The sequence below is a fragment of the uncultured Catenibacterium sp. genome (genome assembly GCF_900540665.1).
Lineage (GTDB): Bacteria > Bacillota_I > Bacilli_A > Erysipelotrichales > Coprobacillaceae > Catenibacterium.
In genome coordinates, this window is the sequence record NZ_UQGV01000062.1 from 1 (window position 1) to 15,094 (window position 15,094).

Genomic DNA, 15,094 nt, shown 5'->3' on the forward strand with positions numbered 1-15,094 from the left:
AGGCTCCGAAAAGCCTTGTATTTACAGTGTTCCTAATAGGAAGTAATCATATGATTCTCCTATTAAAAAACAGTGAAAATTAAGTTTCACTGTTAGTCTATTTCTATTTTAAGAAATGTAGTATATAAAGTCAATGATTACCAGATGCCCATGATATGCTGCATTACCAATGAAACAATAGTAATACCACACCAGCATGATGCACCTACTAATAATGGTTTACCACCTGTTTTAATTAAGTGAGGCACATTACTGTTTAGACCGATTGCACCCATAGCCATGATAATGAGGAACTTAGATAATTCTTTAATAGGTAAGAAAACGTTGCTGTTAACTCCCATATGAAGGCTGACTGTAGTAATAATAGCAGCTAATACAAAGTAAAGAATAAACATAGGGAATGCTTTCTTTAAACTGAAGTTTGAAGATTTTTGGTTATTCTTACTTCTAATCATTGATAATCCTAAAGTGATAGGAATAATTGCAAGTGTACGTGTTAATTTGACAGTTACAGCTTTATTGAGTGTAGCACTACCTAAATGCCACATACTATCCCAAGTAGATGCTGCTGCAGTAACTGAAGATGTGTCATTGATGGCAGTTCCTGCAAATATTCCAAACGCATCGCCATGTAATGTATCAAAGCCGATGGCTTTACCTAGAATAGGGAAGAATAATGCAGCTAAGACATTAAAGAAGAAAATAACTGCAATAGCCTGAGCCACTTCATCATCATCGACATCAATGACTGGTGCAGTAGCTGCAATGGCAGAACCACCACAAATAGATGAACCTACACCTACTAGAATAGATGTATTGGAAGGTACATGTAATATCTTTCTTAAAAGCCATGCAATAATAAGTGAAGTTGAAATAGTACAAATAATAATAGGTAATGACTGCTTTCCTGTTTCAAAGATAACACCTAAGTTCATTCCAAATCCTAATAATACGACTGCAGTCTGTAGGATGATTTTAGAAGTCCATTTAATACCTGGCGCTGCTTTACCTTTTTCTTTCCAAAACATCGTAATAATCATACCTGCAAGAATTGAAATCACTGCCCCACCGACAACTGGAAATTGTTTTCCTAGTAACCATGATGGAATCGCAATAACTAAACATACAAGTATGCCAAATATATTCTTTTTAATAGTTTCCATGATTTACCTGCTTTCTTTTAAATGTGTGCTCATTATATCACTTGACTATAATAATATTAAATTATATATTTCTATTGAACTATAAGTAAATATTATTGATGAGGTGATGAGATGTTAGATTATCGTATTCATACTTTTTTAAAAGTATGTGAGACATTAAACTATACGCTTGCTGCAAAACAACTACATATTACTCAGCCAGCTGTATCACAGCATATTCATTATTTGGAGCAAGAATATGAAACAACACTCTTTGTATATTCAAATAAGCAGCTATCTTTAACACGTTCTGGAGAGATATTAAGAAAATATTTGATGACTATGCAGAATGATGAGCAAACAATTAAAAAAGAGATAAAGCGTCATGAAGAAATGATAGAAACATTGTCGATTGGTGTGACTATGACAATTGGTGAATATGCGATAGTGGATAAATTGGCTGATCTTATCAAGCATCATCCTGAAATGAATCTGCATCTTCATTATGAAAATACGGCAGAATTATTAAAGTTATTAGATCAAGGTAAGATTCATATGGCTATTGTAGAAGGAAATTATCCAAAAGAGAAATATAGTCATAAAAAATACAGCACAGAGGACTATATTGCCGTCTGTGCTGCATCACATGGATTTAAGAATATACCTCATACTTTACATGACCTTCTCGATGAAAGACTTCTTGTACGAGAACAAGGTTCTGGTACAAGACACATTCTTGAAGAGAGTCTACAAGTACGTGGTTTGTCTATTTCTGATTTTATACATTATACACAGATAGAAAATATGCATACAATCATCAGCTTGCTTAAGAAAGATTGTGGTATTTCTTTTATGTATAAAACTGCAGTGAAAGAAGAATTACAGAAAGGTATATTAAAAGAAATTGTATTAGATGATTTTAAGCTCCAACACAATTTTGAATTCATCTGGGAAAAAGATAGTCTATTTACTGATAAGTATATTTCTATTAGTGAAGAATTTTTAACAATACCCTTTTGATGATTAAATGTATCAAAACGTAGTAAAATTTTTGGTGCTTGACTATAGTTTATTTTATTCTTTTTAATACTAACTTGAATACAACTATGCCGGCTTCAAATAGTTTTTCTTGGTTTTCTAACGTGAACCAGCCTTTTTCTTTACTAGATTTTATATATTTAGCTAGTTCATTCATTAGATGTAGCGTGGCCTATCTCTTTTTAAAGTTCTGTATATTAGGTATTGCATATCTACTATGCTCATTCAGATTTAATGTTAGGCATAGGATTCAACTCCTTTCAGCAATAATTGTTAAAACATTATTTTATTTTCCAAATTACAGTCACTGTATCTGTGACATCAATATCATCTGCTTCAATATCTATATCATATCCAGGACCACCCATTGTTTTTTCTGCACTTGCGAATGCAAAATTCTGTATAGGTTCTGAGACAAAGTTGATTTCACCCCAAGAATAATCAATAGATACGATATCACCTAGTTCTACATTTGCAGCATGAGCTAAGACTTTTGCTTTATGCTTAGAATCTTCTATCGCATTCTTCAATAATTCATCTTTATATTTTTCAGGATCACTCACTGTATATTCAATTGAAATTTCTGGTGTAATCACACTATGTGCCAAAGCATAAAGTATCTCCCCTAGTTTCTTATTATCTGCATCAAATTCTATCAACATACGATGTGTATAGGTATATCCTACAAGTCTCTTTTTCCAGCTTTGATCTTTAGATTTATAACTCTCATATTTGGTATCAATGTCAAAACTGTTAGTTTTTAAGTCATCCTTTTGAAATCCAAAAGATACAAATAAATCCTTCAATATCTTTGTTGTGTCACTAGATTGATTTAATGTCACTTCATATTCCTTATAGGATTCTTCCATAGTCATGTTAAGTCTAATTCTATCAGGTTTTACAGAAATCTTTCCTTTACCAGTAATTTTCATTGTTTTATCCATGGTTATGCCTCCTTTCCATTATTATATCAAAAAAGCCCCATGAATAATCATAAGGCCAATAATTCTTTTACTTTTTGAGTTGTTAGCTTGTTTAGTAATAATCCTTCTTTAATGTCTGCATTTGGTGCTGATACTTTTAATTCTTGTACAGTGTTTCCAAAATCACTACTTCCTGATGTAGCAAATAGTGTAATTATCTTATTAGAAAAATCATATGCTTCTAGGAATGTATTAATAATTGTAGGTGCAACATACCACCAGATAGGAAAACCTAGATAGATATGATTATACTTTGAAATATCTAGATTATCTTTAACAATGGCAGGGCGTATTGATTTATCCTCCATTTCAATACTGCTTCTAGACTTCTTATTCATCCAATCAAGATCAGCTTTTGTATATGGGATTTCTGGTTTGATTTCATATAGATCAGCCCCTGCCATCTTTGCAACCTCTTCAGCCGCATGCTTTGTAACACCACTTGCACTAAAATAAGCAACTAATATTTGACTCATATTATTATCCTCCTTGGCTAAATTATAAAGTGTGAACCTTACTTTATGGCAAGGAGATTTTATTGATATAATTCTTTTCTTCTTAGTTGTGTATAGGGTCTACTTTCTCTTATTTTCTTGGAGTCAGACAAATCAATATTAACATATATGATTTCTTCCTGATCACCTGCTTTTCTACCGAATGTTTTTAACCATCTTATAGCTTTCTCTATACGTTCTAATGGATAATTATGATGTCCATAATCCTTTTTTGCAGGAGACATAGTCATCACATTTAAACCAAGCTTATGGAGCTATTTTACAGAAGTACGGGCTAAATAGTCTTCTGAATCATCGCCAATCATTGCACAGTCTGATTCTTTCTTACACTGCCAATAAACACCATAGACCCCATCCATTTCTGTATAAAAATGTCTTTTATTCATTATGATCATCTCTTTATCAAATGTGTTTTTCTAACACGATTATTTTATTAGATACATGAGAAACAAAAGGAATCTTACCTAAAACATGATATATAGGCATCAATTGCTTCATTCCCTCTACAAGACTTGCTTCCTTTAGAAAAGAAAATGAAGGGGTAAGTTTTTCTAGTTCTTTCCCATTTTTTATACCCCATGTAAATTGTGCACGACTGCCTTCTATAGATTTTTCTTTAATGTGCTTCACCATAAAAGGTGACATCACTTCAACCATTATTGTGACATTTGAAAATGCATGTTCGATAATAGAAAAGATTTTCTTAATATCAATTTCAGTTAAATACATAGTCAATCCTTCTATGATTACTAGAACGTCTTCTCCTTCATTGTGAATAGTATTTGTATAGGTTTCATCCATAGCTGACTTCGCGATTTGATAGATAGGTCCTGTTTCTATTAAAAACTGTTTTCTTATATTCATCGTTTCAGGGAAATCTAGATTATACCAGCGTATATTTGCCTTTCATACGATAACACCTTGTATCAAGACCACATGCAATATTAATCACAATAGTATTCTCATGTTTATCTAAATATTCCTCTACCATCTTATCTAATACAATTGTTCTTGCAATCACACCAGAACGCATTGTTTTATCTTGATCTGCTTGAGAAAAGTCATAATCTAATTGTTTGACTATTGATACAGCCATTTCATCTTTGATTTTAGGATTCTTTTGACTTGTTTCTTTAGCACGTGCATAAAGAGTCTGGATCATTGTTTCTGGTACACCTTTTACATTTATTTTCATTTTGAATCGCCTTCTTTTCTTACAACACAATGTAGGCGCATTCCCTTGCGTATTTCAAACTTTTCTATTTTTAAACCTGCTTCTTTACAACATTTATAAACAAGATTTCTTGTAGGAACCTGAACATCTCCATGACCAAATAGGTTTGCGAGAGGCATTTCAATTTTATTCATCAGCCATACAAGTGGTTTATTATCACTAGTAACATCTCTAAGTATTAATCTACCCTTTGGACGTAAGCATCTTTTTACACTATTAAAAAATGCCTGTGGATTAGGGTAATGATGAAAGCTCATAGAACAGATAATGGCATCAAATGAGTTTTCCTCAAAAGGGAAATTCTCACAATCCCCTACTACAAATACTGCATTTGGAATATTCTTCTTTTTAGCTTCTTCAATCATAGCTGGTGTAAGATCAAGACCTATATAATGTCTATCTGGATATTTTTCTGATAATAAAGAAATCATAGGTGCTGGACCACATCCTGCATCAAGTAAATCTATAAATGGTTCTTTCTCTAATTCTTCTAAGATATCTGGATAATCCTTCTTACACATTTCATAGAGACCTGCATGATCACCTGCATATCTTTTAGCTGCTTCAGTAAATTCTTTGATTGATAATTGTTTGTATTCTTCGTTTGTCAAATTCATAATCTCCATTTCTTAATATAAGAATTAAATTGGTTATGTAGTTCTTTCATTTCATCTGGTGCTTTTATTGCATGTTGATACATGAATGTATATCCAAAGTGACTTTTATAAGTCTTCGATAAAACTATATGTAAGTATTGGTATTGGTAAAATTCTAAAGATATGCATTTTATAAGGTGATAATGTATGAAGTTTTTCATATAAAATCTTGAAATTATATTTAAGCTCTTTCGCTGTATTTTTCATCACAAGTTTATCTTGACCTACGGATTCAGGATATTCTGTTTGATAATAAGCATCTGCAAGAGGTACAACCATCCCAAGATGACATAACTGCCATATATGCATATCATTGACCTGTTGAAAAGGTATGCGTGCATGTTTAAATATTTGTATGAGCTGCTGTGTCCTATTTGTCTTTTTTCCTGTTATTTCAGAGAAAGTAGTCGGCTGTATAAATCTTGGAGTAAGTGATGCATCAAGTATATCATTTGTGATACTGCCTCCAGCTTCCGGAAAAGCTGGCAATATTCTTCCTTTTCCTACAATGCTTTCCCATTTTTCATAAGTATCTATTGAGTTAACCATTGTGATAATGTTTTTACTTTTGTTGGATTTCAATTCTTTCAGTGCCTGATATAATTGATTTTCTCTAACAGTTAAAAAAATAAAATCATATATATCATTATCTTGTAAGTAATCAATGACCTTGATATCTACTTTTTTGATTATATTATTTTTCTTATAAAGGAGTCCTTGATTTTGAAGGGCTTCAAGTCTATGTCCTCTTGCATAAATAGTTGTATCATACCCTGCTTCTTTCAATAAAACTGCATATAATGAACCAATAACCCCTGCACCATATATAAGTATTCTCATGATATTACCTCTTTGTTAGTTTGTACTAACTTACAGATTTAGTATATCACTATGAAATAGATACCACAATTAATATATTAGTTATAACTAACAAAAAAAACATGAACATCATGTGCTCATGTTTATGCTTCTTCATCTAATTGTCTTAATGTCTGTCCTTCATCATTTTTCCATTCAATATAGCCATTGGCAGTTCTCCCTAATACAAAGCTTGCAGCACCTGATGGTGTATTCAATAGAATATCTTCTAATAGACTAGGATCATTAATGATATCTTTATAAGGATCTCTTTTATTCTTTGTATATTTAGGAAAGCTATTAGTGAAATGATCAGAAAGTATACTTCCTTTCTTGACTACAAAACCATCTGCTGTACGGATACCTATTGCTTTTGCACCATTACAACAATAGAAATGTATTCATAATTAACAAAAAAAACACATCTGCATGTGACAGATGTGTTAGATGAAATCTCCTAAGAAGTCTATACCGAAATAGATTAATAGGATATTACGGAAGATAAAATAGATAAGCCAAGTAACTAGAAATGAATTTAGTACTCTTTTTCTAATTTTATAGACAGACTTATTATACTTCTTCTCCTGTATTTTTAAGATAACTAAAATAATAATGGTGATGATAAGAATAATTACAATGGGATTATAATACAAGGACTTGATAGGATGAAACTGTAAGAGTGCTTTTAAAGCTCTTGTCCCACCACAGCCAGGACAATAAATATGAAATTTAGTTTTAAATGAACACCCTTGATCGATAATCATATCTAAGAACTTAAATATCATATTTGCCCCCTTTCTTAATTATAAGTATGTCTCGCCATCATCATTTGGATTATATGTTTCAGTTCGAGGTTGTGTTGGAGTACCAGAATTAAGAATCTGCTGGATAATCAATAATACAGAATCCTTCATACTGCTTTCCCATGTTGATACAGTTGGGCTTAACTTCTTAAATAAAGAAATCGCAAGCTGTTTTTGGTCATTCGCAGTCGCACCTACTGGCATAAATAATGTATAGAACTTGATGCTTAATTTTTTACCAATACGAGCAATATGTACAAGTATTGCCATATGCTTACATTCTTTAGATTGGATTAAAATACCTGGAATATTCTCTTTACCACTACCAGACAATGCAACAAAGTTCTTTGAAGTTGCTTTGACTACATTACCATATTCATAATTGAATTTAGCATTTAAGATATTCGCTATTTCAATATTATCAGGAAGGTTAATAGGACTACTAATCAATAAGTTCTTATCTTCATCTCTCATTGCAAGAGAATAAGATAATTTCTTTTCCTGGAATGAGAGATTATCAAAGAAGTTATTGAAATCTGTATCGTTCCAGCTAATAGAAGAAACATCAAAGCTACTAGATGTTTTCGCATTATAAATATTAGGTGCTTTACCTCCACCATTTGCAAGTGAATGTAATCTTTCCTGTGCTTTAACTGGCATCTGTACACCATTATCTAACATATATTGAAGAACTGTTTTTTCTGAATCATAAGCTTTTAACCACATGAGTGAAGATGCAATACCTGTAAGCTGAACATTTCTATTTGTATATTTGAAATGAGTTATTTTATCACGAATGCTATTTTGAATGACCTTATCGCCACCCATCTGATTTTTTGCATATAATTCCGCAATGACAATATCTACATGATCAGTCTTTACAAAATAATGGAATACAGCAACAGCTCTATTGAATGACTGAGCTGAGAAAGGTTTGCTGATTGCATAGAACCAGATACATCTCAAAATCATATCAATATCTGTTCCCATCAAATTCATATAGTATCTTGTTGACTTAGACTGTTCGCATTGGCTAATAATGGAATCAGCCTGTGCTTTGGTAAGAGATTGTATATTATTCCAATAATAAGTATTGATAGTACCATAGTTTGATTCATTCATCATCTTATTAAGAGATTGCATCTCTATTTTATTTTTTAGTGTTTGAAACTTATTCAGTATATTCACATAATGATTGATATCTGTAGAATATAAAGCTTTACCTGTAAGAGACTGTAAATCTTTATTTACCTTTTTCATACTTTCTAGCCAAGAAGACAATTCTTTATATGTGTTTGCTGCTGAATAATCAAGGTTAAAAAATTGACCTAATTGATTTTCAAAATTTTGTTTATAATTTTGATAGCAATTTTTGAACGATTTGATTTTTTCTTGTTTTTCGTATTCTTGTCTTTGTCTTTCTGCTTCCCTCTTTTTTTCTTCTTTAATAGAATTTTCAATATATTCCATCCCAATACAAATAGCAAAAAATGCTACAACAATCAGACAACATGCTTCCATATTTCTTTACCCCTCTATTTTATAATAATATTGTTTAAAGATGTTTTCATAAGTTCAATATTCTTTAACACTTCACTATATTCATCTTTCATAGATTTCTTAACCTTTTTCCCTTTGAACCATAGTTCTGCAAATCTCTTACACTTCTTTGATGCATTATCATATTCATGCAACAACATCTCTTTTTCTGCTTTACATAAACTGATTTCTACAATATCAGAAGAATTAAGCTTTTCATAACGCTTTATAAGATCTAATACACGATCATTTAGTTTAAATAAACATTTTTCCTGCCAGTTTCTAAATGCGATAAGAATAGCTCTTTGTACTGTATTCTGAGTATAAATAGAACAATAAAGATCATCATCTCTCGTAATATCAAAACTTATATTTGGCGCTTTCCATTGTGCTATTTGGACAGTAAAAGGCTTTTGTGTTTTTTCATGATAAATAAGTGCTTTACCTGTTGTAAAAGATGCCATCTGTTCTAACTGCAGTGGCGAAGCAGAAATAGCTGTACCAATCTGTTGTCTATCATCCTGAGATGTAAGTCTATGTACAAGCTTTAAGCCTGTATTCTTAGTAACTTCACTCGTCAATGCAGTTGGTAATTGATCCGCAATAATAATTGCTTCATGAAGTGCTCTGACTTCTGCAAGCATCTTTACAATATATGCGGTAGCAGATATTTTAGGATTTATGGAATCCCCACTCTCCTGCTGTGTGCTTGATGCAATAATATTATGTGCTTCTTCAATAAATAAAGCATGACGTACATCACTATTTCCACCATGAGGATTGACTCTAAGTGATTCTAGAATATAATGACATACAAGTAATACAAAGAAGTTCTTTGCCTGTTCTCCTAATATTTCTAATTCTACAATGGCGGATGATGTGAGCCACTCTTCAGGTGATAAGGTAGATAAAGGTGCATTGAATAATTCTCCTGCATCTCTTTCCATCAATCCACCTAAACGCACCTGAAGGAAAGCTCTCACATTACCTTTTAATTCTGCACTATAGCTTGATTTCTTAATCTCTTCTTCAAGAATATCATAGACATCCTGTAACGTAGGATAAGGTAACTGAGTATTGACAGTATTGATATCCTCAATATCCCATCCTAGCTTTGTATAAGAACGTTCTATGGAACTGCTTAGGAATTTATATGTAGGACCTTCTAATACGAATGTCCCTTCAAATACTTCTAATAACGCATTGATATGTTCAGATAATCTTACACCTTTAGGAAATTCCATTGGATTCATCTGTAATGGAAAATGACTCTGGAGATGTGGTGAGAATAAATAAACATCCTTCATCATCTCATGTCCTAGTAATGCACGATATTCTTTTTTGGCTGGTTCTAATACTAAGAAAGGAATCCCCTTTATCTTTAATTGTGTCACTAAATGAAGCATAGTATTTGTTTTACCTGAACCTGGCATACCAGTAAAGAATGCATGTCTAGGTAAATCTTTTAAGGCAAAATTGACTGGATATTGATTCATATCCTGACCTAAATAAAGACCATCTGGCACCTGTTTTGGTGATGTTTCTTTTGGTATTTCAATAGTTTCCCCATCAAATAATACAGGTAATCTAAAAAATGGTACCAGTTCATTTAAAGTAAAGGTTGTGGGCCAGCTGTTTAAGGTAATCTGATTAGGCTTTAGAGTATAATCTTCTGGAGATCCACTCATTCTTGATAAGATAGAAAATTGCCCTTCTGAATTAAGTCTAAGAGGTGCAATAGAGAAATCACCTTCATTTAAAGCTTCTGCACCTGCTGCATTAAGTAATACCTTAGCTTTAAAAAGTGTATCCGCAAAAGCATGAATATTAACTCTAAAATGTGGTGATGTTTCAATACATGTCATCCAGTCTTCATATTCGCTACATACATCTCTCGCATCATTATCAGTTTTGATACTTTGCGTATTATTCATAAGTCTAATATCATTTTCACCACGTAATGATTGAAGAATTGGATTAAATTTTTTTCTTGTATCTGTCAAAGTAGAGGCTGGATAGATATCTACTCTAAATGCACATGCAGTTGATGGTGAATAGGATTCACTGACTGTTTTCATGATTCTAAATAAATCATAGAGTCTACATTGATCATTTATTTCCCATTGTGGTACATAATATACAGGTGTAGGTTGACCTGTCAGAGGATTATCAATGTCCGCAACAGCTTCTGTTTTTAACAATGTAGCACCAGACTTAAATAAAACATTATGTGGCTTGTTTACATACTTAAATGTATAGAAATCACTGAGCGGTGAATTATGTAATAATGGCTCAGTCATTTTTAGTTCTTCTAGACTTCCTTGAAGCATAAAATAGAGTTTCAATCGTTCTCCAGCAGGTAGTTGAGGAATAAATATATACAATAAATGAAAACTAATGCCTCCTGCCATACCTATTCCATGCCATTGTCTTAAGAAACTTTCATGACGTTTAAGTACCCCTTCTATACCTGTATCCGCAAGTGTCTGATACTTATTTAGACTTAAGTCTGGTATAGTATCTACTTCAAAACATATAACTCCCATATTATTTACATTCCCTTCTTTTATATTTTAATTTCCCTTCTTAATACGATTCATACGTATATTTCTTTGTTGCATCTCAGCCTGTTCCATCTGAAGTCTTAACTTCTCTACAGCTTCATTCTTAGCTTCTTCAAATTCCCTTTTCTTCTTTTCTGCTTCATCAGAAGCTGCCTTTGCATCAACCGCCGCTGCTTCCATTGTGATATCTTTTAAAGAATCCTGCTGTTCATTTAATTCGTTGATACTTGCATCCATCTGTTGAATACCACTATTAATGATTTTCTTTGTATCCAGCATTTCTTCAAAGACATCACGATCATATTGTTCCTCTAATGCAAGTAAGGCATTTGATAATTCTTGAAGCATATTTTCTTTATCTTCATCGCTGATACTAGAAGCTTCTACACGTGCTATAGCATCTTCTAGCTTAGCTTTATCTAATTCAAACTTTTTACCAAAATCTAACTTTTTCTCACCTATATCAAAGCTTTCAACAAGTTCTCTTTTTAGAGTGGTTAAGCTTCCTCCTAATTTCTTATCACTTCCATATTTCATTTTTTTATTCCTCCTTCTATGTATTTCATCCATTGAGATTATTGCATCTACTTCTTTCATTGGATGATCCTTTAAATATTGTTTTCTATTCTCTAAATATGTATAAGCATTTTGAGAAATACTGACAGCACCTGTATGAGATAAATTACCATGTATGACAGATGGTACTAAGAAATAACCATTTAATTGTTCATCCCAGCTAAAATGATTCTCCTTACGCCAGTTACTTAAATCTTCTTTACTATATCCTTCTTTTAAACCAGGAATAGAGATTTGTTTCTTGGATGCTATTTCATCAGCTATATCAAAATTAATAGAACGATGATCTTGACTTAATACATCTTGATAAGCTTCTAATTTATTCATCATATTAGATGTATTATTCTTAGTTCTATTCACTATTTCATTCGTACTAATACTTGCGACACTGAGATGACTAAAATCAGCTATCCCGTTAATAAAAGGTATTTCATCTAATGTGAGATGGTATTTGTCTTTAAGTTCAGATTTGATTTCAGATATGGTTAATTGTTTTTCATTGAAATTCTTTGGAATAAAATTATCGTCAAAAATAAAAGAAGATTCATTCCACTCTCCTCTGACTAATCTTTCTGATGTTTCTGTATGAGGGGAGTTAAGTTTTCTGTCCTGTGACCCGGCATGAATGAAATCTCTTTCTAATATTTGTGGTTCTTCTATTTCTAATTGGTCTATTAGGTCTTCTATATGTTTCCATTCACTCATACAATCACCACCATTTATTGAAAGTCTAATTAAAAAGGCAATAAGTCCTTATTGTCTTAATGAACTACTTTAATGTGTTGTCGTTCCTTAAATAAAATTGTACAACTTAAGTTAAGCGCTTTCATGTATATAAAAGAAAAAGACAGGAATTAACCTGCCTTATACATGAGAACCTAGATTATAGGCTTCTTTAAGCTTATCATTACTAGATATGTCTCCACCACTAGATACACCACCACAAAGTACAGTGCCTTTAATAGATGTCTTTTCAAAGCAGTAAATCCAGCCATTTAGTCCAGTAATAGCTTTTTCAAAGACTTCGTCTCCTTCTTCTGCAGCTGTCGCAAGAAGATATACATCTCTAAACTTGTAATCTTTAGAATACATTGGATTGAGACGATCAATTAATGTTTTCATCTGTCCACTCATTTCATAATAATAGATAGGTGTAGCCCATACAACAACATCAGCATTAAGTACACTATCCATAATATCCGCAACATCATCTTTAATAACACAATGTCCAGTTTTTTGACATGCAAGACATCCAATACAGAAACGAATATCTTTATTCTTTAATGTGATGTATTCTACATCATTTCCAGAGTCTTTTGCCCCTTCCACAAAACTTTTCGCTAGTAATTCTGAATTACTGTTTATTCTAAGACTTGTAGATAATACAACGACTTTTTTACTCATAATATCCTTTACTTTCCTATAAGAATATCTTAAAGGCTAAAGTGAACTTCAAGGCAAGAGTATTATTATTTCTTTTGAAGTGTTTTACCTAATATTTCTCCTATGAGTGCAATGAGAGAATATGCGATAATATACACCCAGGCAGAAATATTATAATAGATGAATAATGTAGGAATGAACAGAATTGCGACAAGAAGAGGATAGATGAAATCAAATGTATTTCTTAATCCATAAATAATAGAAGTGATTAGTGTTATAAGGGGAATGACAATGAGTAGAATAAACATGCCACTTCCTGTATCTTTTATCAGCATTGGAACGATATAAAAAGCAATGAGAATAATGAAATAATAGATCCAGTTCTTTTTGATTTTATCCATGACTTATACCTCCTTATAATTATATTAACATGATTTTTTCTTGAAATAGAATGCGCCAATCAGACATAAGACAATTCCTATCACAAAAGGAATCGCATAGAGATAAGCCATTTCAACTGGTGCACTTGTTCCTCCAACTTTAATCTCCCATTCCATATCACAATAGTTATATGCAACAATAGCACACATGATATGGGAGAGTATAATTGCAATTAATAAGCAAAAATGATATAAGAGTTTCATATCAATTCTCCCAGTTCTTTAAATTATCCTTTAAATCTAATATTTTAGTTTCAATTTGTTTAATAATTTTTACGAATTCTTCATCACTTTTACCTGTAGGATCTTCTAATCCCCAGTTATCATCAAAGGGTCTACCTATGAATGGACATCCTACATTACACCCCATAGAAATCGCAATGTCCGGTTTTGGAATATCATTTATTAGTTTAGAATATTGCGCCTCTTCCATATCTATGCCATACATTTGTTTCATTATACGAACAGCATCTTGATTGATGACTGGTTTTGTTTCTGTTCCTGCAGAATAGCTTTCAAAAACATCAGCTGCTAGATAATGTCCTAATGCTTCAGCTATCTGACTTCTACATGAATTATGAACACATATAAATGCAACTTTCTTTTTATCCATAATAAGGGCACCTTTCTTTAATGCATTGTTTATTAAGTTTTGAATAGTGACAAGATGAATGTTCATATTCTAAAGTAACATTATAATGCGCATTGATATAATTAATCGCACTTTTAAATGAAATCATTGCGTCTCTTTTACAACATCTAGGACCGTTGATTTCACCTAAGTTCTTTAATGCATTTGAAGTAAATTCCATATGGTCTCCCCAGGTACCATCTAGCGATAATGGTTCTGTATGATCAATGAGTGATAATGCTGCGCCAAGTGATGTAACTGCACCGCATACGCCCCATAAACCACACATAGCACCAGGCATTCTCAATCCTTCTATCATGATTTTATTTAACGCATCATCTAAATCAATTTCACCACCTGCATTTTTAAATGCGACAAGTAAACATGCTCCATCTAAAATGTGATGTTCTGGTCCATGAATATTGATATAGCCATGATCTACAATTCTTTTAAATATCTGTATAGGGTTGTTTCCTTTTTCTTTCTTTATATCCTTGAGTATTAATTCAGCCTTTTCTTGTATTGTCATGAAAACCTCCTCCTTTATTCCATTATATAGTAAAAGTGGCAGGATTTCCCTATCACCCTAATTATTTCTATTTTTTCTTATATATACGAATCATGAGAGGTGCTTCCACTAATAACATGGCAATCCAGCCTATCAAGTAAGAATAAGGGTAAGCGCCAAATTATATAGTGTACCTAAAAAGGACGATTAAATCACATTTTCGA

The 15,094-nt window shown here is 32.2% G+C and carries 20 protein-coding genes; 1 reads left to right on the top strand and 19 read right to left on the bottom strand.

From position 1 onward, the window contains the following. Nucleotides 1-137 precede the first annotated feature (137 nt). A complete protein-coding gene (locus QZQ55_RS08310; protein WP_295092209.1) occupies nt 138-1,163 on the bottom strand; it encodes a YeiH family protein in 1,026 nt (341 codons plus the stop codon). A gap of 111 nt (nt 1,164-1,274) precedes the next feature. On the opposite strand from QZQ55_RS08310, the gene QZQ55_RS08315 reads away from it, so the two are divergent. Then, on the top strand, nt 1,275-2,162 hold the full coding sequence (locus tag QZQ55_RS08315) for a LysR family transcriptional regulator (protein ID WP_295092211.1): 888 nt from the start codon (nt 1,275-1,277) through the stop codon (nt 2,160-2,162). Between the two features lie 299 nt (nt 2,163-2,461). On the opposite strand, the gene QZQ55_RS08320 is transcribed toward QZQ55_RS08315, so the two are convergent. The 18 genes from QZQ55_RS08320 to QZQ55_RS08405 all read right to left on the bottom strand — a co-directional run bounded on the left by QZQ55_RS08320 (nt 2,462) and on the right by QZQ55_RS08405 (nt 14,891). Continuing rightward, the gene (locus tag QZQ55_RS08320; RefSeq protein WP_295092214.1) at nt 2,462-3,124 is read right to left on the bottom strand and encodes an SIMPL domain-containing protein; all 663 of its coding nucleotides are present in this window, start codon (nt 3,122-3,124) and stop codon (nt 2,462-2,464) included. Between the two features lie 47 nt (nt 3,125-3,171). Further along, on the bottom strand, nt 3,172-3,639 hold the full coding sequence (locus QZQ55_RS08325; RefSeq protein ID WP_295092216.1) for a flavodoxin: 468 nt from the start codon (nt 3,637-3,639) through the stop codon (nt 3,172-3,174). A 59-nt stretch (nt 3,640-3,698) separates the two neighbouring features. Beyond that, nucleotides 3,699-3,902, bottom strand: coding sequence for a hypothetical protein (locus QZQ55_RS08330; RefSeq protein WP_295092219.1), 204 nt, complete (start codon nt 3,900-3,902; stop codon nt 3,699-3,701). 30 nt (nt 3,903-3,932) lie between these two features. Then, entirely contained in the window at nt 3,933-4,064 is a 132-nt protein-coding gene (locus QZQ55_RS08335; protein WP_295092221.1) for a hypothetical protein, read from the bottom strand. Nucleotides 4,065-4,080: 16 nt separating this feature from the next. Then, nucleotides 4,081-4,542 carry a hypothetical protein gene (locus QZQ55_RS08340; RefSeq protein WP_295092225.1) on the bottom strand — a complete coding sequence of 154 codons (462 nt, stop codon included), beginning with the start codon at nt 4,540-4,542 and terminating at the stop codon, nt 4,081-4,083. Between the two features lie 19 nt (nt 4,543-4,561). Further along, entirely contained in the window at nt 4,562-4,873 is a 312-nt protein-coding gene (locus QZQ55_RS08345; protein ID WP_295092228.1) for a class I SAM-dependent methyltransferase, read from the bottom strand. Continuing rightward, entirely contained in the window at nt 4,870-5,529 is a 660-nt protein-coding gene (locus QZQ55_RS08350) for a class I SAM-dependent methyltransferase (protein ID WP_295092231.1), read from the bottom strand. The genes QZQ55_RS08345 and QZQ55_RS08350 overlap by 4 nt, the downstream gene beginning before the upstream one ends. Nucleotides 5,530-5,634: 105 nt before the next feature. Then, entirely contained in the window at nt 5,635-6,408 is a 774-nt protein-coding gene (locus QZQ55_RS08355; RefSeq protein ID WP_295092234.1) for a ketopantoate reductase family protein, read from the bottom strand. 122 nt (nt 6,409-6,530) lie between these two features. Next, nucleotides 6,531-6,827 carry a DUF4357 domain-containing protein gene (locus QZQ55_RS10850; protein WP_307983312.1) on the bottom strand — a complete coding sequence of 99 codons (297 nt, stop codon included), beginning with the start codon at nt 6,825-6,827 and terminating at the stop codon, nt 6,531-6,533. 42 nt (nt 6,828-6,869) lie between these two features. Further along, nucleotides 6,870-7,211: a DUF2752 domain-containing protein gene (locus QZQ55_RS08365; RefSeq protein WP_295092237.1), complete on the bottom strand. Its 342-nt coding sequence runs from the start codon at nt 7,209-7,211 to the stop codon at nt 6,870-6,872. A gap of 18 nt (nt 7,212-7,229) precedes the next feature. Further along, complete coding sequence (locus QZQ55_RS08370; RefSeq protein ID WP_295092240.1) at nt 7,230-8,489, bottom strand: hypothetical protein; 1,260 nt, start codon at nt 8,487-8,489, stop codon at nt 7,230-7,232. 275 nt (nt 8,490-8,764) lie between these two features. After that, complete coding sequence (locus QZQ55_RS08375; RefSeq protein ID WP_295092243.1) at nt 8,765-11,314, bottom strand: ATP-binding protein; 2,550 nt, start codon at nt 11,312-11,314, stop codon at nt 8,765-8,767. A gap of 27 nt (nt 11,315-11,341) precedes the next feature. Then, on the bottom strand, nt 11,342-12,613 hold the full coding sequence (locus QZQ55_RS08380; protein ID WP_295092246.1) for a hypothetical protein: 1,272 nt from the start codon (nt 12,611-12,613) through the stop codon (nt 11,342-11,344). A 159-nt stretch (nt 12,614-12,772) separates the two neighbouring features. Beyond that, nucleotides 12,773-13,312, bottom strand: coding sequence for a flavodoxin family protein (locus tag QZQ55_RS08385; protein WP_295092249.1), 540 nt, complete (start codon nt 13,310-13,312; stop codon nt 12,773-12,775). Between the two features lie 65 nt (nt 13,313-13,377). After that, the gene (locus tag QZQ55_RS08390) at nt 13,378-13,692 is read right to left on the bottom strand and encodes a hypothetical protein (protein WP_295092252.1); all 315 of its coding nucleotides are present in this window, start codon (nt 13,690-13,692) and stop codon (nt 13,378-13,380) included. 24 nt (nt 13,693-13,716) lie between these two features. After that, complete coding sequence (locus QZQ55_RS08395; protein ID WP_295092254.1) at nt 13,717-13,935, bottom strand: hypothetical protein; 219 nt, start codon at nt 13,933-13,935, stop codon at nt 13,717-13,719. A 1-nt stretch (nt 13,936) separates the two neighbouring features. Next, complete coding sequence (locus QZQ55_RS08400; protein WP_295092257.1) at nt 13,937-14,344, bottom strand: arsenate reductase ArsC; 408 nt, start codon at nt 14,342-14,344, stop codon at nt 13,937-13,939. Next, the gene (locus tag QZQ55_RS08405; protein WP_295092261.1) at nt 14,337-14,891 is read right to left on the bottom strand and encodes a DUF5714 domain-containing protein; all 555 of its coding nucleotides are present in this window, start codon (nt 14,889-14,891) and stop codon (nt 14,337-14,339) included. Before QZQ55_RS08405 ends, QZQ55_RS08400 begins: the two co-directional genes overlap by 8 nt. Nucleotides 14,892-15,094 lie beyond the last annotated feature (203 nt).

Excerpts from the sequence above, each read along its gene's own strand:
- QZQ55_RS08310 (WP_295092209.1), bottom strand. The coding sequence starts at position 1,163 with ATGGAAACTATTAAAAAGAATATATTTGGCATACTTGTATGTTTAGTT.
- QZQ55_RS08315 (WP_295092211.1), top strand. The coding sequence starts at position 1,275 with ATGTTAGATTATCGTATTCATACTTTTTTAAAAGTATGTGAGACATTA.
- QZQ55_RS08320 (WP_295092214.1), bottom strand. The coding sequence starts at position 3,124 with ATGGATAAAACAATGAAAATTACTGGTAAAGGAAAGATTTCTGTAAAA.
- QZQ55_RS08325 (WP_295092216.1), bottom strand. The coding sequence starts at position 3,639 with ATGAGTCAAATATTAGTTGCTTATTTTAGTGCAAGTGGTGTTACAAAG.
- QZQ55_RS08330 (WP_295092219.1), bottom strand. The coding sequence starts at position 3,902 with ATGTCTCCTGCAAAAAAGGATTATGGACATCATAATTATCCATTAGAA.
- QZQ55_RS08335 (WP_295092221.1), bottom strand. The coding sequence starts at position 4,064 with ATGAATAAAAGACATTTTTATACAGAAATGGATGGGGTCTATGGTGTT.
- QZQ55_RS08340 (WP_295092225.1), bottom strand. The coding sequence starts at position 4,542 with ATGAATATAAGAAAACAGTTTTTAATAGAAACAGGACCTATCTATCAA.
- QZQ55_RS08345 (WP_295092228.1), bottom strand. The coding sequence starts at position 4,873 with ATGAAAATAAATGTAAAAGGTGTACCAGAAACAATGATCCAGACTCTT.
- QZQ55_RS08350 (WP_295092231.1), bottom strand. The coding sequence starts at position 5,529 with ATGAATTTGACAAACGAAGAATACAAACAATTATCAATCAAAGAATTT.
- QZQ55_RS08355 (WP_295092234.1), bottom strand. The coding sequence starts at position 6,408 with ATGAGAATACTTATATATGGTGCAGGGGTTATTGGTTCATTATATGCA.
- QZQ55_RS08365 (WP_295092237.1), bottom strand. The coding sequence starts at position 7,211 with ATGATATTTAAGTTCTTAGATATGATTATCGATCAAGGGTGTTCATTT.
- QZQ55_RS08370 (WP_295092240.1), bottom strand. The coding sequence starts at position 8,489 with ATGAAAAAGGTAAATAAAGATTTACAGTCTCTTACAGGTAAAGCTTTA.
- QZQ55_RS08375 (WP_295092243.1), bottom strand. The coding sequence starts at position 11,314 with ATGGGAGTTATATGTTTTGAAGTAGATACTATACCAGACTTAAGTCTA.
- QZQ55_RS08380 (WP_295092246.1), bottom strand. The coding sequence starts at position 12,613 with ATGAGTGAATGGAAACATATAGAAGACCTAATAGACCAATTAGAAATA.
- QZQ55_RS08385 (WP_295092249.1), bottom strand. The coding sequence starts at position 13,312 with ATGAGTAAAAAAGTCGTTGTATTATCTACAAGTCTTAGAATAAACAGT.
- QZQ55_RS08390 (WP_295092252.1), bottom strand. The coding sequence starts at position 13,692 with ATGGATAAAATCAAAAAGAACTGGATCTATTATTTCATTATTCTCATT.
- QZQ55_RS08395 (WP_295092254.1), bottom strand. The coding sequence starts at position 13,935 with ATGAAACTCTTATATCATTTTTGCTTATTAATTGCAATTATACTCTCC.
- QZQ55_RS08400 (WP_295092257.1), bottom strand. The coding sequence starts at position 14,344 with ATGGATAAAAAGAAAGTTGCATTTATATGTGTTCATAATTCATGTAGA.
- QZQ55_RS08405 (WP_295092261.1), bottom strand. The coding sequence starts at position 14,891 with ATGACAATACAAGAAAAGGCTGAATTAATACTCAAGGATATAAAGAAA.